Raw genomic sequence first — 21,292 nt, 5'->3', positions numbered from 1 at the left:
ACGTTGACCTCGAAAGGCCTATCTTTCTTATGATAACCAAGGCCAGCAAGCCTATGCTGACCATCAATAATTTGACGTTCGCCTTCAGGACATCGAGAACGACCGGGGTGAGAACCTGAGCGCCCGTGGTCGGGCTGACCGCGATGGTGCTGAAGGTGAACTTGATACCATCGGCAGCGCCCGCAAAAGCAGCAGCCGTGAAGCCGGTGAAGCTGCCCTCGCCCTTCGTGGCGACGACGCCCGTATCCTGCAGAGCCGTCGCGGTGACGCCGGTGTCGGTGCCGACGACGAGGCCTGCCGTCGTCGTGTTGCCGGTGGAGCCAGCCGCTGCCGTGCCGCCGAAGGCCAGAGCGCGGCCGCCGGAGGTCAGCGCGGCGCGGGCGTCGACGATGCCGCTCTTGGCAGCATCCGCATTGGCGTCGAAGAGCGACAGGGTCGACGTGTCGATGCCGATCGTGCCGATCGTGGCGCCGCCATTGGCGTCGCGGGCGAAGGACGAGACGACCGTCTTGTTGGCGGAGTAGGCGCTGCTGCTGGAATCGACGGAGAGCCAGTTCTCGCCGGAGAAGACCGAGGAGGAGGCGATCGAGACCAGCTGCTTCTGCAGCTCGGCGATCTCGGTCTGGATGACGTTACGATCGACGCCGTCCTGCGTGGCGGCGGTCAGCTTGGCCTTGATCTCGTCCAGGACTTCCTTGGTCTTGGTCAGGCCCTGATAGGCGATGTCGACGGTCGCCGTGCCGAGGCCGAGGGCGTCCTTGACGGTGGCGAGCGACTTGTTGTCGGACTTCAGCGTGGTGGAGATCGCCCAGTAAGCCGCGTTGTCCTTGGCTTCGCCGATCTTCAGGCCGGTCGAGATGCGGTTCTGCGTGGTGGGGACATCCGGCAGGGGGTCGGACNGCGTCCTTGACGGTGGCGAGCGACTTGTTGTCGGACTTCAGCGTGGTGGAGATCGCCCAGTAAGCCGCGTTGTCCTTGGCTTCGCCGATCTTCAGGCCGGTCGAGATGCGGTTCTGCGTGGTGTCGAGGGCACGGTTCGTCGCCTGCAGCGTGCGCAGAGCGGTCGTGGCCGAAGCATTCGTGTTGACGGAGGTCATGATTACTAGTCCCGTAAAATATTACTCTGGGACATGACGGTCTTAATCGTCGGGCAGCATCGGCATCATGCCTGCGATACTGGGCATCACCCTGTTCATCGCTGCTACGAGACTGTTCTAACAAGCCAATCTGAACAGGTTCCTAATGAGCTTTGGGAATCCCTCGGGGCAACGTGACTTGATATCCGTACGAAACAGTACCGGTGGCAATGCCGAATGCCGATATCTCCGGGCATTTTCGGCCTTCGTTTGCCGGATGCCGCAGGCGGCTTCGATCAACCCTTGCAGAAAAAAATCGGTCCGAGCTTGCTCATCGCGAAGCTTCCTCGCATCGAGGCCGTCAGGCGAGCGGACGCAAACCGCAACGAAGGCGTCGAGAAGGTCGCATCGAAAAGCCTATGCCTTGCTCCGCCTCGCAGCCCCTGCAGCAGAAACGAAGACGCCCCCGAGCCGGTCAAGGCTCGAGGGCGTCCAGGAAGGTTTGCCGCGCGGAACGCTTGGCTTAAGTGAACACAACCCGTGTTTTATTCAGGTTCCGAGCGGCTTACTGAAAAAGCCGGAGGATGTTCTGCGTCGATGCGTTGGCGATGGAGAGCGCCTGGACGCCGAGCTGCTGCTTGGTCTGAAGCGCCTGGAGACGGGTCGACTCTTCGGAGAGATCGGCGTCGATGAGGTCGCCCACGCCCTTGTTGATCGTATCCACCAGCGTGTCGACGAAGTTCGTCTGCGTCTCGATCTGCTTGGACACGGCACCGAGGTTCGAAGCCGCGGTCGTGACCTTGCCGATCGCGGTGTTGACGACCGAGACGTAGGCCGAGATGACCTGACGGATCTTGTCGCCGGAGTCCGCGCCGAGAGCGGCGAGGGTCGAAGCAGAGATGTCGATCGTGTCGACGGAGATTTCCATCGCACCCTTCGTCGCCGCGGCGTCGGAGATCTTGATGGACGCCGTGGAACCGCGTGCCGTCGAGGTGAAGACGATGCGGCCCGCATCCAGACCGACCGTCTCGATCGAAGCCGCGACGCCGGTGACGCCGGCATTGGTCAAGGCCTTGTTCAGGACGGTGACATAGTTCGCCGACGTGCCGATCGTGCCGGTGTTGCTGGACAGGGCAGCGTCGATCGTCGCCTTGTCGATCGTCACCAGCTTGGAGGCAGCGCCACCCACGGCGATGTCGAACTGGATCTTGTCGTCGGCGTCGAGCGTGATCGGACCGCCGAACGCGGCGCTCGTCAGCTTGGCCTTCTCTGAATAGGGAAGATTCGTCGCCGTCGGCAGCTCGATCGAGGCACCGAGCGTGTCCGTGTAGGTTACGTTGGTCAGTTCGATCGACTTGTCGGCACCCAGCGTCTTGCCGGTGATGACGAGCTCCGAGCCCGACTTGCTGGCAACCGCGTAGGTGCTGAAGCCGGATGCCGCGTTCAGGTTGACGATCAGCGCGTCGAGATCGGCGCCCACGGCGACGTCGTAGACCTGAGCCGAGCTGCCGTCGAACTTGAACGAGAACTGGACCTTGTCCGTCGCGCCGAGGCCGGAGATGTTCAGGCTCGTCGTGGTCAGCTTGGCCTGGCCGACACCCACGTTGTTGGTGGTGTTGACAGGGGTGAGGCCGAGCGCTGGCGACGTCGTAGACCTGAGCCGAGCTGCCGTCGAACTTGAACGAGAACTGGACCTTGTCCGTCGCGCCGAGGCCGGAGATGTTCAGGCTCGTCGTGGTCAGCTTGGCCTGGCCGACACCCACGTTGTTGGTGGTGTTGACAGGGGTGAGGCCGAGCGCGGAACCGCTGGCGATCGCAGCAACGGAGGTCAGCTTGATGCCGGCCAGTTCGCCGCCCGTCTTGTTGCGGATCTTGAAGGCCGAGCCATCGGCATAAGCCTCATAGGCCACCGCACCGCCAGCAGCGTTGTTGAAGGCCGCGACCAGTTCGCCGAGAGTATCGACGGAGTCATCGGGGCCGGTGGCGTTGACGTTCGCCTTCAGGACATCGAGAACGACCGGGGTGAGAACCTGAGCGCCCGTGGTCGGGCTGACCGCGATGGTGCTGAAGGTGAACTTGATACCATCGGCAGCGCCCGCAAAAGCAGCAGCCGTGAAGCCGGTGAAGCTGCCCTCGCCCTTCGTGGCGACGACGCCCGTATCCTGCAGAGCCGTCGCGGTGACGCCGGTGTCGGTGCCGACGACGAGGCCNCGTGAAGCCGGTGAAGCTGCCCTCGCCCTTCGTGGCGACGACGCCCGTATCCTGCAGAGCCGTCGCGGTGACGCCGGTGTCGGTGCCGACGACGAGGCCCGCCGTCGTGGTGTTGCCGGTGGAGCCGGCCGCTGCCGTGCCGCCGAAGGCCAGAGCGCGGCCGCCGGAGGTCAGTGCGACGCGGGCGTCCACGATGCCGCTCTTGGCAGCATCCGCATTGGCGTCGAAGAGCGACATGTTCGACGTGTCGATGCCGATCGTGCCGATCGTGGCGCCGCCATTGGCGTCGCGGGCGAAGGACGAGACGACCGTCTTGTTGGACGTATAGATCTTGCTGCTGGAATCGACGGAGAGCCAGTTCTCGCCGGAGAAGGCCGAGGAGGAGGCGATCGAGACCAGCTGCTTCTGCAGCTCGGCGATCTCGGCCTGGATGACGTTGCGGTCGACGCCGTCCTGCGTGGCGGCGGTCAGCTTGGCCTTGATCTCGTCCAGGACTTCCTTGGACTTGGTCAGGCCCTGATAGGCGATGTCGACAGTCGCGGCGCCGAGGTTCAGCGCGTCCTTGACGGTGGCGAGCGACTTGTTGTCGGACTTCAGCGTGGTGGAGATCGCCCAGTAAGCCGCGTTGTCCTTGGCTTCGCCGATCTTCAGGCCGNGCGTCCTTGACGGTGGCGAGCGACTTGTTGTCGGACTTCAGCGTGGTGGAGATCGCCCAGTAAGCCGCGTTGTCCTTGGCTTCGCCGATCTTCAGGCCGGTCGAGATGCGGTTCTGCGTGGTGTCGAGGGCACGGTTCGTCTGCTGCAGCGTGCGCAGAGCGGTCGTGGCCGAAGCATTCGTGTTGACGGAGGTCATGAGGATAGTCCCGAGGATCACTATGATGGGGGACAGACTGGATCGGGCCAGCACAGCGGCGCGGCATCATGCCTATGACCTCAGGTCCCTCCCGAATGTCACTCCGCTATCGACTACCTGTTTAGCTCTTCGTGGTTAACTTAGCGTAAAACTTGCCACGTGACTTTATAAAACGTGCTCGCTGCACGACTTTGCCGGATCGGCGGAAGCAAAACACCTCGACCTCCTCGACCACACGCGAGGAAGTCGTATCTTTCCAGCGGCTTAGAAGAAGTCCCGCTGTTCATAAGCTGCCATTACGTTAGGATGCTTCCAGCAAACGAAGCTTACGGGAAGAGCTTCGTCCGTCTGTCCGTGCCACATCGACGGCGGCGAAGCTGATCCGCTTCGCCCGGACGGCCTTTAGAAAAACGACCGCACCAAGGACCCCGTCAGCATGTTCCAGCCGTCGATGAGGACGAAGAAGAGAATCTTGAACGGCAACGAGATCACGGTCGGTGGGAGCATCATCATGCCCATGGACATGGTCAGCGTCGCGACGATCAGGTCGATGACCAGGAACGGCAGAACGATCAGGAAGCCGATCTCGAATCCTCTGCGAAGCTCGGAGATCATGAAGGCCGGGATGAGGACGCGCAGATCGACGAGGACCGGCGCGGTCTGTCCGCCCGGCAGCGCGGCCTCGCGGACGGGCTCCACGCGGTCGCGGCGGTGGGCCTCGTTGAGATCGTCGAAGAGGGCGAGGTCCTGCGGACGCACCTGCTTCATCATGAAGTCGCGGAACGGGCCGGATATGCGGTCGAAGGCCTGGCTTTCGTTGATCTGGTTGTCCACCAGCGGCTTCAGGCCCTGGCTCCAGGCCTGGTCGAAGGTCGGCGACATGACGTGGAAGGTCATGAAGAGCGAGAGCGAGATCAGGATGAGGTTGGCCGGAGTCGATTGAAGACCGAGGCCCGAGCGCATGATCGAGAGCGCCACCACGATGCGGGTGAAGGACGTCACCATGACGAGGAGGCCGGGCGCGATCGAGAGGACCGTGACGAGGCCGAAGAGCTGGATGACGCGGCCCGAGACGGAGCCTTCGCCGGCCGGGATCAGCGAAGCGAGGCCGCTGTCCTGAAGAAGCGTGTTGGCATCCTGCGCCAAGGCGGGCGCCGCCAGGAAGAGGGAAAGCGCCGCCCCGAGCGCGAGCGCGCCGGCAAGGCCCCGCCTCATTGCGCGACCATCGACTGGATCAGATAGTCCACGACGGCGGGCGAGCGAAGCTGCGCGCGTTCCTTGAGGTCTTCGCGAAGGTGCAGGAGGCCGCGCGAGCCTTCGATCTGCGCCAGATCCACCGTGCGCAGGAAGCTCAGCGTATCCGCCTGGATCTGGGCCGCCAGAACGTCGACGTTCTCGACATCCTTCGACCGGACGACGATCGCGGCCTCGACGCGCAGAAGCGTCTTCGGCGGCGTCGCGATGTTGGTGAGAACGGCGGGGAGCTTCACCAGAACGGTCGGATTGGCCTCCGTCCCCTCGTCGACCGCCGTCGACGCGGTCTCGGCGCCCTCCCCTTCCACCGCCTTGGCGGTCTCGGCGGGCGCGGGCTCGGCCACCGGCTTTGCGCCCCCGAGAAGCATGCCCATGCCGGACCCCGCGCCGACGGCGACGAGAGTGAGCACGACGACCGCGATGATGGTCGGCAGCATCTTGTTCTTCGGCTTCTGCGGCTGACCATCCCCTTCGGCGGCAATGGCAGCGAGAGCGTCGGCGCTGAGATCGGTCATGACACCTCGTCCCCTCATGGGAAGGATGGGCCGCGGATCGCGCGCCCCAAGAACAGGCCGTCATGGCCGTCCAACAGGCTCAGGAGTTAAGCCGTCACCCTATCGCGAGCCTTGCGTGCGTTAACCGATCGTTCATCTTTTCGGGCCCGTCCGAAACGAGGACGGCGCGGGAGGGGCCCCCGCGCCGTCGTTTTCGATCGATCCAAAGACCGGTCCGCCGTCAGTAGGGCAGGACGCGGTCGAGAGCCTGCTGGCCCCAGCCGGGCTGCTGCATTTCCGATAGGCGGCCGCGGCCGCCGTAGGAGATCCGCGCCTCGGCGATCTTGTCGTAGGGGATCGTGTTGTTGGGCAGGATGTCGCCGGGGCGGATGACGCCCGCGATCTGCAAGACGCGCACCTCGAAATTGACGCGCACCTCCTGCTGGCCGGAAATGAAGAGGTTTCCGTTCGGCAGAACCTGCGTCACCAGCGCGGCGACGGAGAGGTTGATCTTCTCGGAGCGGTCGACCTTGCCTTTGCCTTCGGTCTCCGTGCCGCCCTTGAGGCCGAGCTTGCCGGCGAGCACGCCGAAGGAATTGTCGTTCCATCCGCCGGCGAAGTCGGCGCTGCCGTTGATGCCGGAATCGCGCGAGCGCTTGGTGTTGTTGTCGAGCTTGGCCTTGTCCTCGATCTCGATCTTCACCGTGACGATGTCGCCGACGTTGAGCGCGCGCGTGTCGCGGAAGAAATCGGCGGTGGAATCGGTCCAGAGCGAGTTCGCGCGGCGCGGCGGGCCGGACGCGGCGGGAAAGCTCACGGGCTCGACATAGGGCGCATATTGCTGGAGCCCGGTGCCGGGCGCCGACAGGGTGGGCTCGGCGTTGAAGTCGGGGCTGTTCGTCACGCAGCCGGAGAGGGCGAGCGCGGCCAGAACGGCGATGGAGGCGATGGGCTTCACGATTTGGCTCCCGGCCGGTTCGCTTTGGTCGCGACGTCGCCGTCCTTGCTGGTCTTCTTGACGATCAGCGCGGCGATCTCGGAGGCGACGTTGGCGGGCATTTCGGAGAGGATGGTGCTCGCCGTGCGCGACTTCAGCTTGGTGAGGACCGAGGCCGCCATCTCGCGGTCGATCGTGGCGAGCTGCGAGGCGGCCGCGTCCGGCTTCATCTTGGCGTAGATGTCGACCATGATGGCGCTGGTGGAGTCGAGAAACGCCTGACGCTGCTGCATCCAGTCCTGATACTCGCGGCGCTTGGCCTCGAGCGCGTCGATCTTGGCATCGACCTCCTTCTCCAGCGCCTGAAGGCGCTGGGTCTGGATGGCGACGCGCGCGTCCTTGGCGGGATCGGCGATGGCCGAGCAGTAGCGCTCGACGTCGCTCGGCGCGGGCGCGTCGCTGACGGCGGGCTTGCCGTCGGGACCGATGACGCGGACCTGCTTGGGACCCGTGTCCTCGGGCGCCTCGATCTGGCCGGGCTGGAGCGCCCGCGAGCCCTCGGCGAGCGTCGTCGCGGGAACGAGGGCGAGGAGGATGCCGGCAAGGAGCGCGGCGCGCTTCGAGGCGAATGTCTGCGGTTCGGTCATGTCACTGCACCACGAGATCGGCCTGGAGGGCACCGGCGGTCTTGATCGCCTGGAGGATCGCGATGATCCCGGTCGGCTTCAGCCCGAGGCGGTTGAGGCCGCGAACGACGGTGTCGAGATTGGCGCCGGAGACGAAGGCGAAGTTGCCGCCTTCCTGCTGGGCGTCGACCATCGTGTCCGAGGTCACGACCGTCTGCCCGTCCGAGAAGGGCTCGGGCTGCGAGACCTGCGGCATTTCGGTGATCCGGACGGTGAGGTTGCCCTGCGTGACCGCGACGGTGGAGATCTGCACGTCGTTGCCGATGACGACCGTGCCGGTGCGCTCGTCGATCACCACCTTGGCGGACTGTTCGGGCTTGATCGTGAGATCGCCGAGATCGGCGAGGAAGCGCGTCGAGGAGATCTTCACCGGGCGCGTCAGCTGGATGGTGCGGAAGTCGTTCTCGCGGGCGACGGGCTTGCCGTATTTCGGTCCGGCGAAGGCGTTGATCGCGTCGACGATGCGGATCGTCGTGCGATAGTCGGGATTGCGCAGTTCCATGGTGATCTGGTCGGTCTCGACCTGGGCGCGCAGGACCTCGCGCTCGACGATGGCGCCGCCGGCGATGCGGCCGGAGGTGGGAACGCCCTGCGTCAGTTTCTCGCTCTCGCCGGCGCTGGTGAAGCCGGACACGGCGAGCGAGCCCTGTGCCACCGCGTAGATCTCGCCGTCGGGGCCGTAGAGGGGCGTCATGACGAGCGTGCCGCCCATCAGCGACTGGGCGTCGCCGAGCGAGGAGACGGAGACGTCGATGCGCGAGCCGGTGCCCACGAAGGGCGGCAGGTCGGCGGTGACGACGACGGCGGCGACGTTCTTCGTGCGCGGATTGTTGGAGCGGACGTTGACGCCCATCCGGTCGAGCATGGACTGGAGCGACTGCTCGGTGAAGGGCGAGTTGCGTAAGCTATCGCCCGAGCCTTGGAGGCCGATCACGAGACCGTAGCCGACGAGCTGGTTGTCGCGCACGCCCTTGACGGTGGTGATGTCCTTGATGCGCACGCCGCCGGTGCGAAGCGCGTCGGCGCCGGGGCGCTGCGGGCGGAAGCTCTCGCGCGCGCCGATGCCGGCCTCGGCCTGGTAGCCGCCCTCTCCCGCCCCGGCGCCGTAGTCGGCGGCGAGCGCGGTGCCCTGCCCCAGAAGGGCGAGGCCGAGCGCCAGGCTCTTCAGAAAACGCATCATGGAGCGAGAACCTCGATGGAGCCATCCTTGGCGACGACGCCGGAGATGGTGACGCCGCTGTCGGCGTTGCGCACGCGGATGGCGTCGCCGGCGCCTGCGGACGCAAGCGGCAGGCCGACGGCGGTGATGACGAGGCCGGGCTCGCGGTAGACGATCGGAGCGGGCACGCCGGCGCGCACGAGATCGGGCGACTTGAGGTCGGAGAGCATGATCGGCTTGTTCGGCATCAGCGTGCGCTTGGCGATCATGTCCGTCAGCATGCCGCGCTCGATCACGTAGGCGTTCAGCTTGTCGGCCGGCACCTTGAAGCGGGCATCGGAGACGCCGCGGTCGAGGATGTTCTGGCCGGGATAGATCACGGCGGTCGGGACCGGCATCTCGATGTCGGCCGCAAAGGCGCGCACCGGAATGGCGAGAAGGATGATCGCGACGAGGAAGAGGCCCAGCGCGTAGAAGCTGACGACGACCCGTTCCGATTTCGAGGCCCATTCCATGACGGGACACCCTTCCTGACGCTTGCGTGGGATTGGGGGGCAGCCGGGACGACCGGCCGCGCCCGTGCGGATGACCGGGCGGTGTAGAGCGGGCGCCGCGCTGCGGCGGCGCCGGCGCCGTCAGCGAATGCCGGTGGAGACGACCTTGGACATGTCGTCGGCCGCCTGGATGACCTTGGAGTTCATCTCGTAGGCGCGCTGGGCCGAGATCAGCTCCGAGATCTCCTTCACGGGATCGACGTTGGAGCCTTCCAGATAGCCCTGGTGGAGGACGCCGAAGCCGGGATCGCCGGGCACGCCCGCGACGGGACCGCCGGAGGCGACCGTCTCCTTGAAGAGATTGCCGCCCTGCGCCTCGAGGCCGGGCTCGTTGGCGAAGTTCACGAGCGTGAGCTGGCCGAGCAGCTGCGGGTCCTGGCCCTGCTGGGTGGCGTAGACCTCGCCCGAGGAGGAGATCGTCGTCTTGATCGTGTTCTGGGGGATCGTGATCTCGGGATCGACGAGGAAGCCGTCCAGCGTGACGAGCTGGCCCTGGCCGTTCGTGTTGAAGGCGCCGTCGCGGGTGTAGAGCGTCTCGCCGGCCGGTCCCTGGACCTGGAAGTAGCCGTTGCCGTTGATGGCGACGTCGAACGTGTTGCCGGTCTGCTCGAGCGAGCCCTGGATGTGGGTCGTGCGGATGGCGGCGGTGCGAACGCCGAGGCCGAGCTGCGCGCCTTCGGGCACGACCGCCTCGCCGCCGCGCGTCGGCACGCCGGCCGAGCGCTCGACCTGATAGAGAAGGTCGGTGAATTCGGCGCGGGCGCGCTTGAAGCCCGTCGTGTTGATGTTCGCGATGTTGTTCGCGATCACTTCCACATTGGTCTGCTGCGCGTTCATGCCGGTCGCGGCAATGGCGAGAGCTCTCATTGGATCGGGTCCTTAAATCGCCATGCGGGAAAGTTCGAGATAGGCCGAGACGACTTTGTCGCGGATGGTGACGGCGGTCTGGAGCGTGCGCTCCGCGTTCATCACCGCCTCGACGACGGCCTGGGTGGAGGCATTGCCGTTGACGCCCTGGATCGACATCTGCTCGGCCGACTTCATCGTGTTGATCGCATCGCCCGCGACGTCCTTCATGACGGAGGCGAAGTCGGCGCCGCCCGCGGCGGGGACGCCGGAGAAGGCGGCCGCGCCCGGTCCCTCGGTCGCGCCGATGCCGGAGGTCTTGATGCTGGGAAGGCCGGAGCCGATGGCGGAGATCATGTGCGTCAGCTCCTGAGGAGATCGATGGTCATGGAGATCAGATCCCGCGACTGCTTGATCACGTTGAGATTGGCTTCGTAGGACCGGTTGGCCTCGCGCATGTCGGACATCTCGACCAGCATGTTGACGTTCGGCATCTTCACGTAGCCGTTGGCGTCGGCGGCCGGGTTGCCCGGATCGTGCTCGGTCGTGAACTCGGAACGGTCGGTGCCGTACTTGCCGACGCGCACCAGCTCGGCGCCGCTCGCCCGGTCGAGTTCGCTCTCGAAGGTCACGGTCTGGCGGCGATAGGGATCGGCGCCGGCCGTCTTGCCGGTCGAGCGGATGTTGGCGACGTTCTCGGAGACGATCCGCAGGCGGTTGGACTGGGCCTCGAGACCGCTCGCGGCGATCTTGAGGGACGACAGGATCGCATCGGACATCGCGGGTCAGCCCTTCGTGGCGGTGAGGAGGAAGCGGTGGAACGCCTTGACGACGGACGTATCGAGGGAGAAGTCGCGCTGGATCTCGCCGGCCTTCAGCATTTCCTGCTCCAGGCTCACCGAGTTGCCGGAATGGACGGTGCCCCAGGTCGTCTCGGTGGTCTGGTCGATGTCGGCGGCGCGGCCGCTGGCATCGGAAAGGTGAAGCGCGTTGTCGCCGGCCATGGCGAGGCGCGTCGTCTCCATCACCTCGCCGAAGGGCTTGATGTCCTTGGCCTTGAAGCCCGGCGTGTTGGCGTTGGCGATGTTCTCGGCGACGACCGCCTGGCGGTTGGACAACCATTCCGCGCGGCGCGAGGCGAGACCGAAGAGATAGACCTGGTCCAAGGAAGTTCCCATCCGACTTGTCGTGATCATCAAGTGTTTAGGGACAGGCACTTGTCCGAAACTTGCCGGGACGGCAGCGAGAGACCCGAGGCTTTCGTGGGGCCGATCTCAACGCTTGTTTAAGGCCATGGGCGCAAGGTGAGCGATGTTCGCCGTTTCAAGGCTGGAGACAATGATGACTGAGGGGATGAGGTCCGATGGGCAGGCTCCGCGCGGCGGCGAGTTTCTCTCGGTGCGCGTCGGCATCCAGGAGTTCATGATCCACATCATCCAGGTCCGCGAGATCCGCGGCTGGATGGCGTCGACGCCGATGCCGCACTCGCCGCCCTCGGTCATGGGCATGATCAATCTTCGCGGCACGATCGTTCCGGTGATCGACCTCGCCGCCCAGCTCGGCCTCGAAGGCGGCGAACCCAGCCCCTCCTCGGTGGTCGTGGTCGTCGAGTTCGACCAGCGCCTGATCGGCCTCCTCGCGGATGCGGTCTGCGACATCATCACGGTGACGGACGAGATGATCCAGCCGACGCCCGACGTCGGCGACGACGGCGCCTCGGGATGCCTCGACGGCATGGTCATGATCGACGGGCGCATCGTCGGCATCGTCGCGCTCGACGCGATCCTGCCGCGCTCGTCCTCCCAGGTCGCGGCCTGATCTGCTGATTTCCCGTGAGGGCGCGAGGGTCTTGGACCGAAGCGCCCTCCCGGCAGACCCCGAAACGAAAAGATCCGGCCGAGCCTTCGCTCGCCGGATCTTTTCGTGCTGTCTCGTTCTTGTGCCCGAAAGGCCGAAGCCCTCAGCGCGACAGGCGCGCCTTGGCGACGGCCTCGCGCAGCGCATCGGTCTCGGCATCGGGATCGCCGGCGCCGCCCGGATAGGACAGGTAGGTGATCGAGACGGAGGCCTGCGTCGCGGTCATGCCGAGGCGGAAGTGGACGCTGACGCCGGCATGGCTGAACTCCATGGCGAGATCGATCTCGGGCGGTCCGCCCCAGGGCAGCGTCGCCTCCCCTTCGTTGGCGAAGCGCAGGGTGCCGACCTTGAGGAAGAGCTGACTCGACGACTGGACGATGTCGGCGATGTTGCCGAGCCGGTCGAGGCGCAGGAAGGCCACGTAATCGGCGGGCTCCACCAGCCGAAGTTCCGCGACGACCTCCGAAATACCCTCGGCGATGATGCGCTCGCGCTCGGCGGTGTGCTTGTTGCGGACGTTCAGCATGAAGTGAGAACCCATAGACACCGTCCAACGGATGCGGAACGCGAGATCGGCCGGAAGCCGATCTCAGCCGCGAGGCTTCAACGAAGCCACGGACCCTCCCGGTCCGGGGCGGCGCCCTGTATCCGGCCCGCTCGGAGGAGCAGACCGGACCCGCACGGCCGGGCGACCGGAGCGGGGCATGCTGTTCGACGGGCTGGGAAGGCCGAACGTCTTCGTCGACGTTCGAGGATCAGGCCGCGCCCGCTCTCGAAGAGGACTTCGACTGCAGGAAGTAGATGAGCTCGGCGACAGCCTTGAAGAACTGCGACGGGATCATCTGCTCGATTTCGACATGATCGTACATCGACCTTGCCAGCAGCTTGTCTTCGATGACGGGAACGTTGTTCGCCTCTGCAATTTCACGAATCTTCAGCGCGATGAGATCGACGCCCTTGGCGACCACGATCGGCGCGCCGCCCTCCTCGCGCGAATAGCGCAGGGCGATCGCGTAGTGGGTGGGGTTGGCGATGACGAGAGTCGCCTTGGGAACGGCCGCCATCATGCGCTTCTTGGTGCGCTCGCGGGCGATCTGGCGCTGGCGCGCCTTGACCATCGGGTCGCCCTCGGACTGCTTCATCTCGTCCTTGATCTCCTGCTTGGACATGCGCAGATCGCGCTTCCAGTGGATGCGGGAGAAGAGAAGGTCGGCCGCCACGAGGACGAGCGTGGCGATGGAGACCGCCGACAGAAGCTGCATGGCGAGCGTCAGCAGCGTCTCGGGTAGCTGGTTCGGATCGGAGAACATGGTCTTCAGCGTGTCCTGCATGCGGTTCGCGAGCAGCGAGCCGACGATGAGGATGACCGCGCCGAACTTGAACAGCGCCTTGCCGAACTCGGTGAAGCCGCGCAGGCCGAAGAGGCGTCCCCAGCCGGAGACCATGGAGACGTTCGACCATTTGGGCCGGATGCGCTCGACATTGATCTGGGGCGGGTTCTGGAGGACGGAGGCGAGAATGCCGGCGACGAGGAAGAAGCTCGTGGCGGGCAGCACGAACTTGGCGCCGTCCATGCCGACCATGCGAAGAAACTGCAGGGCGTCGACGCCATTTTGAATGTTCCACTGGACAGGGTTTTCGAACGTGGCCTTGAGGCTCGTCAGAAGCTCGCCTGTGATGCCGCGTGCCTGGAAACCGACGAAGGCCATGGACGCGAGGAGCGAGGCGAGGATCGGCGCTTCGCGCGAGAACGGCAGATTGCCCTTCTCCACGGTGTCGCTGATCTTCTTCTCGGTGGCTTCCTCTGTCCGTGAGTCCTTGTCTGCACCCTCCGACATTGCGACCCTGCCCTATCTCGCCTTAAGGTTTCGCTTCGTGGGCGCCGGGCCGGCGTGGCCTATGCGCGGGAGCGTTAACGAAGCGTTGCGCCCGGTTCGCCGTCTCGGACGCGACGGCGCCGCAGACGCAAGAGCCCCGAGGGGCTTCGAACGGCGCCGGGCGGCGCGAACATGCTTCGCCCCAACCCTTGCCGCATCGCGCCCCGCGAGTTCGGACGCGCTGCGGTTCAGCCCGGCCCTTACTCCTGGCCGGGTTCGCCGATGCTGATCCGGCCTTCCGCTGCCAGGCGCAGCGTCTGGGCCGCGATGACGCGGCGGGCGGCCGTGATGTCCTTCTGGGACACGTCGGCGGCGCGGGCGAGTTCGGCCTCCACCATGCGCCGGGCGCGGGCAGCCAGCGAGGAGGTGACGCATTCGACCAGCTCGGCGGCGGCGCCGCGAAGCGCCAGCGTGACGGTCTCGCTTGGGATGTCGTCGAAGAGGATGAGACGGGCCTTCTTCTGAAGGCGCGGCAAGTCCTCGAAGGCGAAGAGCATGGAGCGGATGGCGACCGCCTCTTCCGGCTCGCTTTCCTCGATGGAGGCGAGGAACTCGTCCGTCTGCGTCTTCTCCATGCGGTTGGCGATCTCGGCGAGGATCGAGCGGCGCGCGGTCTTCTCGGCATTGCCGGAGCCGGCGACGAAGATGTCGTTGAGGATCGTCTCGATGACCGATTCCGATTCCATCGACAGCGGCTTGGCGCTGAGCACGCGCCGCATCACGTCGTTGCGGAACGCGGGCTCGAAGCCGACGACCACGGCGGCCGAGGTTTCCGGCGGCATGCGGGCGATGACGATCGCGACCACCTGCGGATGTTCCGCCGACAGAAGCGCGGTCAGGTTCTTCGGCCCGAGATTCTCCAGCTCCTCCCAGACCGACAGGGTCGGGCCGGAGAAGAGGGACGGGTCGATGAAGTCGTCGGAGCCGAAGATGTTGGTGTATTCGTCTGCCGACATCGTGTTGCGCAGGAGCTTGTTCAGTTCCTCGTCGAGACCGGCGAGACCGGGGCCGGTCTTGAACTCTTCCTGGAACTCGCCGACGAGGCGCTCGATCTGCTGGGCCGAAACCGGCTGCTGATCGGAGACGCTCTGCCGGATCGCCCGGATCTCGTCCGGGCTGAGGTGCTTGAGGAGGCGCGAGGCGCCTGTCGCACCCATGGCCAGGAGCAGGATCGCCGCACGCGCGGGACCCGGGAGATCGTGCGAATCCGCGCCGCTTTCCATTTCGGAGTATGCCGGCAGTCCCATGGCTTATCAGGCGCCCGTGGCTTTGGACCGCTGCGGCCGGGAACCGGGCGAGACGATCTCGGTGAGCGTGATGCCGAAGCGCGACTCTTCGTTCTCCAGAACGACGACCTCGCCGCGGGCGACGATGCGACCGTTGACGATGAGATCGACGGGGTCGCCGATCGAGGTGTTCAGCTTGACGACCGCGCCGCGGCCGAGCTTCACGAGATTGGACACCGGCATGACCGCCGTGCCGAGCACGACCTGCATCGTGACGGGAATGTCCATGATGAGGTTGAGGTCCGGTTTGCCTTCCGGCTGGACGAACGCTTCTTCCTCGACCTCGTCCTCGGCATCCATCATGTCGGCGGCGCCGGAGAAGGACACGTCCTCGTCCTCTTCGAAGGTCGTCGACGGCTGCAGCGTGTCGGTGTCGTCGTCTTCGTCGATCATGGCTTGGATCTCCTGGAAGAGGCCCCTGAGGGCAGGTCCGCATCGGGTCGGGGGAGGCCGATGCGACCCGGTGATTCGGTTTGCGCCGGTCGTCGCCGGCACCACTCGTTAACGTTTAAGGGTCGAGGCTGACGCGAGGCGGGACTCCAGTCGCCGCATCCACTCGCTCTCGGGGGTGGCGTCGGAAACCGGCGGGACGACGGTGAACCCGTTGTCGTTGGCCAGTTCCAGCTGCAGCGCGGCAAGGCTCGCGGCATCTTCCAGGCGTCCGGCGAGGAGGCGGGCCTCCGCGATGCGCTCTTCGAGGGCGGCGAGCGTGCGCGTGCCCTCGCTTTTCAGCATGACGACCGCATGGGCGGCGCGGTTGATGGCGAGGTCGGATTCGGCGAGCGCCTTGCCGAAGCTCGCCTCCTCGCTGCGCAGGCGCCGAAGCTCCTGCACCATGCGGCCCGTGCGCCAGCTCGTGACGACGAGGGCGGAGAGAAGGACGCCGTCAATCAGCCAGGATATCATCGATGAACTCCTCCGTCGGATCGACCCGCTCTTCGATGCGCACGACATAGGAGTCGCGCTGGACGCCCATCCGGCCGCGGAAGAGGCGCTGCTCCTCGCACTCGATGATGATCAGGCTCTCCATCGTGGCGTCGAGCACGATCGTCTGGCCGAGCGTGAATCTGGCGACCTCGCCGAGCGTGATCTGCTTCTCGTCGAGAAGGGCGCGCACTTCGAGATCGGCATGGCTGAGACCCTCTTCGATCTCGCGGGCCCAGCCGGCGTCCTCGAAGGGCTTTTCCTCCGGAACGATGGAAAGCTTGCGCCGGTGTGGCACGACGGCCTTTTCCGGCAGGGCGAAGCGCACGGTGCTCTCCAGCCGGCCGATGCTGACGCGGAAGGTCAGCTGGAGGAAGGCGCGGGCGTCGGGCGCGAGGCGCTCCTCGAGCGCCGGGCCGATGGCGCCGGCGAGGACCTCGCCCGCCGTCATGTCCAGCGGGGCGACGGTCTCGAAGACCGGATTGGCGGCTTCCACGAAGCTGGCGAGCGCGACCTCGACGAAGCTGCGGTCGAGCTTGGTCATGGCACGCGGCGCCGGCGGCTCGCCGAGCCCGCCACCGCCGAACATCGCCTCGACCAGCGTGTTGGCGAGACTTGCCTCGGCGACGATGTAGCCGGTCTCGCGCCATTTGGAGGAGCGGACCGTGGTGGCGAGGACGGCGGAGGCGATTTCGGGCGCCGCGGCCTTGAAGGTGAAGGCGGAGAGCGCGACGAACTCGATTGTCACCGGCGCGGCGTAGACCGCGTTCAGCCGCTCGGCGCTCGCTTCCGCCCAGGTTTCGGCGAGGAGCTTCAGCCCGGACAGGCGGTCCGGCTCGAGCTTGGTGGCGGAGCGGAGCTGCGCCTCGATATTGGCCCGTTCGGCGGTGTCCAGCATGTCGATGGTCCCTGGATCAGGCCGCGGCCGACGCGCCGCCGCCGATCGTCTCGGCCTCGACCTGGTCGATGGTGGGGCGCTCGTAGGCGGAGATGGTCTTGCGGCCGTATTCCAGAGCGACCTGCGGCATGGCGCCGTTGATGTAGGCGATGAGCGTCTGCTTCACGATGACGTAGCGGCGCAGCTGCTTGTCGCGGACGACCTTCACCTTGTGGGCGATGGGGCCGAAGACGCCGTAGGCGAAGAAGATGCCGGCGAAGGTGCCGACGAGCGCGGCGCCGATGAGGTGGCCGAGGATTTCCGGGCTCTGGTCGAGCGCGCCCATGGCGTGGACGATGCCGAGAACGGCGGCGACGATGCCGAGCGCGGGCAGACCGTCCGCGATGTCCTGGAGAGCGGCCTTCGGCTTGCCGACATCGCGGCCGATCGTCTGGATCTCCTCGTCCATCAGCGACTCGATCTCGTGACCCTTGACGTTGCCGATGATGATGAGGCGGCAATAGTCGCAGATGAAGTTCAGCATCGCCTTGTCCTTGAGGATCGTCGGATAGGCGCTGAAGATCGCGGACTCCGCGGGGTTGTCGACGTGCTCCTCGACCTCGGAGCGCGGCTTGGACCGCATCTCGCGCATGATCGCGTGGAGAAGGCTGAGGAGGGCGAGGTAATCGGCCTGCTTGGGCACCTTGTCCTTGAAGGCCTCGCCGATCGCCTTGCCCGTGTCCTTGATCACCTTCATCGGGTTGGCGACGATGAAGGTGCCGAGCGAGGCGCCCAGGATGATGAGAAGCTCGTATGGCTGCCAGAGCACGGCCAGATGGCCGCCGCCGGCGATGTATCCGCCGAGCACGCAGGCAATCGTGACGACAAGACCGAGGAGAATACCCATGTTCGAACCCTTCTGACCGTTCCTTTCGGTGCTACGGATAGGGACTTGCGTGAGCCTGACGGGTTTTTGCAGCGCCGCGCGAAGCTGACGCGAGCCTTGGAACCGGCGCGGGACAAGGCCGGAGGCGCTCCGAACGCCGGCTCGCCGAACAGGCTGGCGCAAGCGAATTTGCCGATGGTCTGGCGATGACGGCAAGGCGCCCTCGCCTGCCCGGACCGCCTCGCGGCGCCTCGTTCGAGGTCGCCCTCGCGGCCGTCCGATCGTGCCGCCCCAACGACCAGCCGGCTTTCGGCGCCAGGGAACGACATCTCATGCAAACCTCTCTGCCGGTCGCGCTCTCCGCCCAGCTCGCGATGGAAAAGCGTCTGGACACGATCGCCGACAACCTCGCCAACTCGCGCACGGCGGGCTTTCGCTCCACCGAGGTGAAGTTCGAGAGCTTCATCTCGCGCGCCGCCGAAGAGCCGGTCGCCTTCGCCTCGACGGGCGAGACCTACATCTCCACCCGCAAGGGCGAGATGACCCAGACCGGCAACTCGCTCGACATGGCGATCAACGGCGAGGCCTATTTCGCGGTGCAGGGGCCGAAGGGGCCGATCTACACCAAGGACGGGCGCATGACCGTTCTCGACACGGGCGACGTCGTCTCGCTGACCGGCAATCCCTTCCTCGACGTCGGCGGCGCGCCGATCCAGATCGATCCGTCCGCCGGCCCGATCCAGATCGCCCGCGACGGCATGGTCTCGCAGGCCGGACGCCAGATCGGCGCGGTCGGCCTCTTCGAGATGCCGGCCGGCGCCAAGCTTTCGCGCGCGGGCAATTCCGGCGTCGTGCCGGACCGGCCCGCGACGCCGCTTCTCGACTTCGACACCAACAGCGTCCTCCAGGGTTTCACCGAAGGCTCCAACGTCAATCCGATCCTGGAAATGACCCGGCTCATCGCCGTCCAGCGCGCCTTCGAAAGCGCCTCCAACTTCGTCGAGACCTCCGAGAAGTCGCTCGACAGCGCCATCAACACGCTCGGATCGCGCTCGTGAGCCGAAAGAGCACGCCGGAGCCGGCGCCGGGCCGGCTCGACGATCCGCGCATCCGCGTTTCCGGCCATATCGTCGACGTGTCGCCCCAGGCCTTCCGCGTGGCGGGCCTCTCCCCCTTCCTGCGCCTCGGCGACTGCATCGTCGCGGACGGACCGGAGGGCGAGGAGCTCGGCGAGGTCGTGCGCATCGAGGAGAGCGCGGCGACGGTCAAGCCCTTCGCGGTGCGCTTCCAGAGCGGCGTGCGCTCGGTCGCCTGGCGCACCGGACCGGTGACGCTGTCGCCGGCCGAAAGCTGGCGGGGCCGCACGATCAACGCCTTCGGCCATCCCTGCGACGATCTCGGCCCCCTCGAACAGGGCCCGACCCCTCGCGTCGCCGACACCCAGCCGGACGGCGCCATGAAGCGCGGGCGCATTCGCGAGCCCGTGCAGACGAGCGTCAAGGCGATCGACATCTTCACGCCGCTGATCAAGGGCCAGCGGCTCGGCATCTTCGCGGGCTCGGGCGTCGGCAAGTCGACGCTGATGGGCATGCTCGCCCGGGCGCAGGGGTTCGACACGGTCGTCGTCGCCCTCGTCGGGGAGCGCGGACGCGAGGTCCGCGAGTTCCTGGAAGAGACGATGAAGGGCCAGCTCCACCGCTGCGTCACGGTCGTGGCGACCGGCGACGAGAGCCCGATGATGCGCCGCCTCGCGCCGAAGACGGCCATGGCGATCGCCGAATACTTCCGCGATCTCGGCCAGAGCGTGCTTCTGATCGTGGATTCCGTCACGCGCCTCGCCCATGCGGCGCGGGACGTGGCGCTGGCCGCCGGCGAGCCGCCGGTCGCGCGCGGCTATCCGCCGAGCGTCTTCTCCGACCTTCCCCGGCTTCTCGAACGCGCCGGCCCCGGCCCGGAGGGCACCGGCACGATCACCGGCATCTTCGCCGTGCTCGTCGACGGCGACGACCACAACGAGCCGATCGCCGACGCGATCCGCGGCACGCTGGACGGGCATATCGTGCTCGACCGGCGCATCGCCGAGGAAGGCCGCTTCCCCGCGATCGACGTGCTGAAATCCATCTCGCGCCTCGCCGACCTCTCCTGGAACCCGCAGGAGCGCGAACTCGTGGTGCGCCTTCGCGCCATGATCGCGCGCTTCGAGGACACCAAGGATCTGCGGCTTCTCGGCGGCTACCAGCGCGGCGCCGACGCCACGCTGGACCAGGCGGTGGACCTCGTGCCCCATCTCTACGGGGCGCTGGTGCAACACCCGCAGGACGAGGTGACGACCGAGCCCTTCGAGGAGCTCTCGCGGCGGCTGAAGGCGGGCATGGTCCAGGCGGGCTGAGCCGCAGGAGGCCGACCGCTCAGGCCGCCACCGCCGATCCGGCATCGTAGCGGCGCTGGGCTTCGAGCACCGCGTCGAAATGGGCCTCGGCCCAGAGCCGCAGCGGATCGACGGTCGCCGCCAGGGTGCGGCCGAGATGGGTGATCGCGTATTCCACCGTCACCGGCACGGTGGGCGTGACCTTGCGCGTGACGAGGCCGTCGCGCTCCAGGCTTTTCAACGTCTGCGACAACATCTTCTGCGAGATGCCCTCGATGGCCCGGCGAAGCTGGTTGAAACGGACGGGGCCGCCTGTCAGCAGCCCGAGGATCAGCACCGCCCATTTGTCGGCGACGCGATCGAGCACCATCCGCGTCGGGCAGGACGCGGCATAGGCGTTCGGGTTGTGTCCCGCGCATTCGGCCCAGCTCATGAAAGGTCTCCTCCGGGTAACTTGGTGAGCGCAAAGTGCCTTCTTTACACCTGCACAACGTTCCGCCACTTGGTTTCTAACAGAAACCAGAAGGAATGACCATGAACGTCGCTCTCATCGGTGCCACCGGCAATGTCGGCTCGCGCATTCTCGCCGAACTCCTCTCGCGCGGCCATTCCGTGACGGCCATCGCCCGCGATCCCTCCTCGCTCGACGGCAAGCCGGGCGTCACGCCCAAGAGCGGCGACGTCTACGACCAGGACGGTCTCGCCGCGCTCGTCGCCGGCCACGACGCCGTCATCAGCTCCGTCCATTTCCTCGCGAGCGATCCGGTCAAGCTGATCGAGGCCGTGCGCGCCTCCGGCGTGAAGCGCTATCTCGTCGTCGGCGGCGCCGGCAGCCTGGAGGTCGCGCCGGGCGTCAAGCTCATCGACACGCCGCAATTCCCGGCCGAATACAAGGCCGAGGCCACGGCGGGCGCAGCCTTCCTCGACCGCCTTCGCGGCGAGACCGAGCTCGACTGGACCTTCCTCTCCCCCTCCGCCTTGATCGGCCCCGGCACCCGCACCGGCACGTTCCGTCTCGGCACCGACCAGCTCCTCGCCACCGAGGCCGGCAGCAGCATCTCCTACGAGGACTACGCGGTCGCGCTCGTCGACGAGCTGGAAAAGCCGGCCCATTCGCGCAAGCGCTTCACCGTCGGCTACTGACGGC

At 66.4% G+C, this 21,292-nt stretch carries 24 protein-coding genes and 3 pseudogenes; 4 read left to right on the top strand and 23 right to left on the bottom strand.

Going from position 1 to position 21,292, the window contains the following annotated elements; all coding sequences use genetic code 11:
• From ASG62_RS27145 to flgB, 15 genes and pseudogenes are all read right to left on the bottom strand, one after another.
• Positions 1-889, bottom strand: an 889-nt coding sequence (locus ASG62_RS27145) for a flagellin (RefSeq protein ID WP_200945538.1), incomplete at its 3' end; no start/stop codon positions are given.
• Positions 890-900: 11 nt separating this feature from the next.
• Positions 901-1,097: pseudogene (locus tag ASG62_RS25335) on the bottom strand (flagellin); the annotation flags it as partial.
• Between the two features lie 544 nt (positions 1,098-1,641).
• The gene (locus ASG62_RS27510; protein WP_057180317.1) at positions 1,642-2,679 is read right to left on the bottom strand and encodes a flagellin; all 1,038 of its coding nucleotides are present in this window, start codon (positions 2,677-2,679) and stop codon (positions 1,642-1,644) included.
• A 608-nt stretch (positions 2,680-3,287) separates the two neighbouring features.
• Positions 3,288-3,938: pseudogene (locus tag ASG62_RS27995) on the bottom strand (flagellin C); the annotation flags it as partial.
• A 5-nt stretch (positions 3,939-3,943) separates the two neighbouring features.
• Positions 3,944-4,140: pseudogene (locus ASG62_RS27990) on the bottom strand (flagellin); the annotation flags it as partial.
• Between the two features lie 402 nt (positions 4,141-4,542).
• Positions 4,543-5,355 carry a flagellar type III secretion system pore protein FliP gene (fliP, locus tag ASG62_RS05745; RefSeq protein ID WP_056696208.1) on the bottom strand — a complete coding sequence of 271 codons (813 nt, stop codon included), beginning with the start codon at positions 5,353-5,355 and terminating at the stop codon, positions 4,543-4,545.
• Positions 5,352-5,909 carry a flagellar basal body-associated FliL family protein gene (locus ASG62_RS05740; RefSeq protein WP_056696205.1) on the bottom strand — a complete coding sequence of 186 codons (558 nt, stop codon included), beginning with the start codon at positions 5,907-5,909 and terminating at the stop codon, positions 5,352-5,354. Before ASG62_RS05740 ends, fliP begins: the two co-directional genes overlap by 4 nt.
• 220 nt (positions 5,910-6,129) lie before the next feature.
• Positions 6,130-6,837 (bottom strand): flagellar basal body L-ring protein FlgH, encoded by a 708-nt coding sequence (gene flgH, locus ASG62_RS05735; protein ID WP_056696237.1) that lies wholly within the window; start codon positions 6,835-6,837, stop codon positions 6,130-6,132.
• Positions 6,838-6,842: 5 nt separating this feature from the next.
• A complete protein-coding gene (locus ASG62_RS05730; RefSeq protein WP_056696202.1) occupies positions 6,843-7,472 on the bottom strand; it encodes a MotE family protein in 630 nt (209 codons plus the stop codon).
• Between the two features lies 1 nt (position 7,473).
• On the bottom strand, positions 7,474-8,691 hold the full coding sequence (locus ASG62_RS05725; protein ID WP_413814176.1) for a flagellar basal body P-ring protein FlgI: 1,218 nt from the start codon (positions 8,689-8,691) through the stop codon (positions 7,474-7,476).
• Positions 8,688-9,185, bottom strand: a complete 498-nt coding sequence (gene flgA, locus ASG62_RS05720) for a flagellar basal body P-ring formation chaperone FlgA (protein WP_056696201.1) — start codon at positions 9,183-9,185, stop codon at positions 8,688-8,690. Before flgA ends, ASG62_RS05725 begins: the two co-directional genes overlap by 4 nt.
• Positions 9,186-9,305: 120 nt before the next feature.
• A complete protein-coding gene (gene flgG, locus ASG62_RS05715) occupies positions 9,306-10,091 on the bottom strand; it encodes a flagellar basal-body rod protein FlgG (protein ID WP_056696199.1) in 786 nt (261 codons plus the stop codon).
• A gap of 12 nt (positions 10,092-10,103) precedes the next feature.
• Complete coding sequence (locus ASG62_RS05710) at positions 10,104-10,427, bottom strand: flagellar hook-basal body complex protein FliE (RefSeq protein ID WP_056696197.1); 324 nt, start codon at positions 10,425-10,427, stop codon at positions 10,104-10,106.
• 5 nt (positions 10,428-10,432) lie between these two features.
• Positions 10,433-10,849 carry a flagellar basal body rod protein FlgC gene (flgC, locus tag ASG62_RS05705; RefSeq protein WP_056696195.1) on the bottom strand — a complete coding sequence of 139 codons (417 nt, stop codon included), beginning with the start codon at positions 10,847-10,849 and terminating at the stop codon, positions 10,433-10,435.
• A gap of 6 nt (positions 10,850-10,855) precedes the next feature.
• A complete protein-coding gene (gene flgB / locus ASG62_RS05700; protein WP_156381976.1) occupies positions 10,856-11,236 on the bottom strand; it encodes a flagellar basal body rod protein FlgB in 381 nt (126 codons plus the stop codon).
• A gap of 187 nt (positions 11,237-11,423) precedes the next feature.
• On the opposite strand from flgB, the gene ASG62_RS05695 reads away from it, so the two are divergent.
• Positions 11,424-11,888, top strand: coding sequence for a chemotaxis protein CheW (locus ASG62_RS05695; RefSeq protein WP_056696189.1), 465 nt, complete (start codon positions 11,424-11,426; stop codon positions 11,886-11,888).
• Positions 11,889-12,030: 142 nt separating this feature from the next.
• Here ASG62_RS05695 and ASG62_RS05690 read toward each other — a convergent pair whose 3' ends face one another.
• The 7 genes from ASG62_RS05690 to motA all read right to left on the bottom strand — a co-directional run bounded on the left by ASG62_RS05690 (position 12,031) and on the right by motA (position 17,798).
• Entirely contained in the window at positions 12,031-12,468 is a 438-nt protein-coding gene (locus tag ASG62_RS05690) for a hypothetical protein (RefSeq protein ID WP_056696187.1), read from the bottom strand.
• Positions 12,469-12,682: 214 nt separating this feature from the next.
• Complete coding sequence (flhB, locus tag ASG62_RS05685; RefSeq protein WP_056696185.1) at positions 12,683-13,765, bottom strand: flagellar biosynthesis protein FlhB; 1,083 nt, start codon at positions 13,763-13,765, stop codon at positions 12,683-12,685.
• Positions 13,766-14,004: 239 nt separating this feature from the next.
• Entirely contained in the window at positions 14,005-15,051 is a 1,047-nt protein-coding gene (locus ASG62_RS05680; RefSeq protein WP_082537319.1) for a flagellar motor switch protein FliG, read from the bottom strand.
• 6 nt (positions 15,052-15,057) lie between these two features.
• Positions 15,058-15,393 carry a flagellar motor switch protein FliN gene (fliN, locus tag ASG62_RS05675; RefSeq protein WP_056696233.1) on the bottom strand — a complete coding sequence of 112 codons (336 nt, stop codon included), beginning with the start codon at positions 15,391-15,393 and terminating at the stop codon, positions 15,058-15,060.
• 198 nt (positions 15,394-15,591) lie between these two features.
• Positions 15,592-15,996, bottom strand: coding sequence for a hypothetical protein (locus ASG62_RS05670; protein ID WP_056696181.1), 405 nt, complete (start codon positions 15,994-15,996; stop codon positions 15,592-15,594).
• The gene (locus ASG62_RS05665; RefSeq protein ID WP_056696179.1) at positions 15,977-16,912 is read right to left on the bottom strand and encodes a FliM/FliN family flagellar motor switch protein; all 936 of its coding nucleotides are present in this window, start codon (positions 16,910-16,912) and stop codon (positions 15,977-15,979) included. The genes ASG62_RS05670 and ASG62_RS05665 overlap by 20 nt, the downstream gene beginning before the upstream one ends.
• 16 nt (positions 16,913-16,928) lie before the next feature.
• Complete coding sequence (gene motA, locus ASG62_RS05660) at positions 16,929-17,798, bottom strand: flagellar motor stator protein MotA (RefSeq protein WP_056696176.1); 870 nt, start codon at positions 17,796-17,798, stop codon at positions 16,929-16,931.
• A gap of 311 nt (positions 17,799-18,109) precedes the next feature.
• On the opposite strand from motA, the gene flgF reads away from it, so the two are divergent.
• Positions 18,110-18,835, top strand: a complete 726-nt coding sequence (gene flgF, locus ASG62_RS05655) for a flagellar basal-body rod protein FlgF (RefSeq protein ID WP_056696173.1) — start codon at positions 18,110-18,112, stop codon at positions 18,833-18,835.
• A complete protein-coding gene (fliI, locus tag ASG62_RS05650) occupies positions 18,832-20,166 on the top strand; it encodes a flagellar protein export ATPase FliI (RefSeq protein WP_082537318.1) in 1,335 nt (444 codons plus the stop codon). The genes flgF and fliI overlap by 4 nt, the downstream gene beginning before the upstream one ends.
• 19 nt (positions 20,167-20,185) lie before the next feature.
• Here the strand turns inward: fliI and ASG62_RS05645 are convergent, their stop codons facing one another.
• Complete coding sequence (locus tag ASG62_RS05645; RefSeq protein ID WP_056696171.1) at positions 20,186-20,578, bottom strand: winged helix-turn-helix transcriptional regulator; 393 nt, start codon at positions 20,576-20,578, stop codon at positions 20,186-20,188.
• A 101-nt stretch (positions 20,579-20,679) separates the two neighbouring features.
• On the opposite strand from ASG62_RS05645, the gene ASG62_RS05640 reads away from it, so the two are divergent.
• Positions 20,680-21,288: an NAD(P)-dependent oxidoreductase gene (locus ASG62_RS05640; RefSeq protein ID WP_056696228.1), complete on the top strand. Its 609-nt coding sequence runs from the start codon at positions 20,680-20,682 to the stop codon at positions 21,286-21,288.
• Positions 21,289-21,292: the final 4 nt, after the last annotated feature.

Source organism: Aureimonas sp. Leaf427 (assembly GCF_001425485.1).
Taxonomy (GTDB): domain Bacteria; phylum Pseudomonadota; class Alphaproteobacteria; order Rhizobiales; family Rhizobiaceae; genus Plantimonas.
This window is presented reverse-complemented; position numbering and strand designations above follow the sequence as displayed.

Bases quoted from the DNA above. Each gene is read 5' to 3' on its own strand.
- fliP (WP_056696208.1), bottom strand. From the start codon at position 5,355: ATGAGGCGGGGCCTTGCCGGCGCGCTCGCGCTCGGGGCGGCGCTTTCC.
- ASG62_RS05740 (WP_056696205.1), bottom strand. From the start codon at position 5,909: ATGACCGATCTCAGCGCCGACGCTCTCGCTGCCATTGCCGCCGAAGGG.
- ASG62_RS05730 (WP_056696202.1), bottom strand. From the start codon at position 7,472: ATGACCGAACCGCAGACATTCGCCTCGAAGCGCGCCGCGCTCCTTGCC.
- ASG62_RS05725 (WP_413814176.1), bottom strand. From the start codon at position 8,691: ATGATGCGTTTTCTGAAGAGCCTGGCGCTCGGCCTCGCCCTTCTGGGG.
- flgA (WP_056696201.1), bottom strand. From the start codon at position 9,185: ATGGAATGGGCCTCGAAATCGGAACGGGTCGTCGTCAGCTTCTACGCG.
- flgG (WP_056696199.1), bottom strand. From the start codon at position 10,091: ATGAGAGCTCTCGCCATTGCCGCGACCGGCATGAACGCGCAGCAGACC.
- ASG62_RS05710 (WP_056696197.1), bottom strand. From the start codon at position 10,427: ATGATCTCCGCCATCGGCTCCGGCCTTCCCAGCATCAAGACCTCCGGC.
- flgC (WP_056696195.1), bottom strand. From the start codon at position 10,849: ATGTCCGATGCGATCCTGTCGTCCCTCAAGATCGCCGCGAGCGGTCTC.
- ASG62_RS05695 (WP_056696189.1), top strand. From the start codon at position 11,424: ATGAGGTCCGATGGGCAGGCTCCGCGCGGCGGCGAGTTTCTCTCGGTG.
- ASG62_RS05690 (WP_056696187.1), bottom strand. From the start codon at position 12,468: ATGGGTTCTCACTTCATGCTGAACGTCCGCAACAAGCACACCGCCGAG.
- flhB (WP_056696185.1), bottom strand. From the start codon at position 13,765: ATGTCGGAGGGTGCAGACAAGGACTCACGGACAGAGGAAGCCACCGAG.
- ASG62_RS05680 (WP_082537319.1), bottom strand. From the start codon at position 15,051: ATGGGACTGCCGGCATACTCCGAAATGGAAAGCGGCGCGGATTCGCAC.
- fliN (WP_056696233.1), bottom strand. From the start codon at position 15,393: ATGATGGATGCCGAGGACGAGGTCGAGGAAGAAGCGTTCGTCCAGCCG.
- ASG62_RS05670 (WP_056696181.1), bottom strand. From the start codon at position 15,996: ATGATATCCTGGCTGATTGACGGCGTCCTTCTCTCCGCCCTCGTCGTC.
- ASG62_RS05665 (WP_056696179.1), bottom strand. From the start codon at position 16,912: ATGCTGGACACCGCCGAACGGGCCAATATCGAGGCGCAGCTCCGCTCC.
- motA (WP_056696176.1), bottom strand. From the start codon at position 17,798: ATGGGTATTCTCCTCGGTCTTGTCGTCACGATTGCCTGCGTGCTCGGC.
- flgF (WP_056696173.1), top strand. From the start codon at position 18,110: ATGCAAACCTCTCTGCCGGTCGCGCTCTCCGCCCAGCTCGCGATGGAA.
- ASG62_RS05645 (WP_056696171.1), bottom strand. From the start codon at position 20,578: ATGAGCTGGGCCGAATGCGCGGGACACAACCCGAACGCCTATGCCGCG.
- ASG62_RS05640 (WP_056696228.1), top strand. From the start codon at position 20,680: ATGAACGTCGCTCTCATCGGTGCCACCGGCAATGTCGGCTCGCGCATT.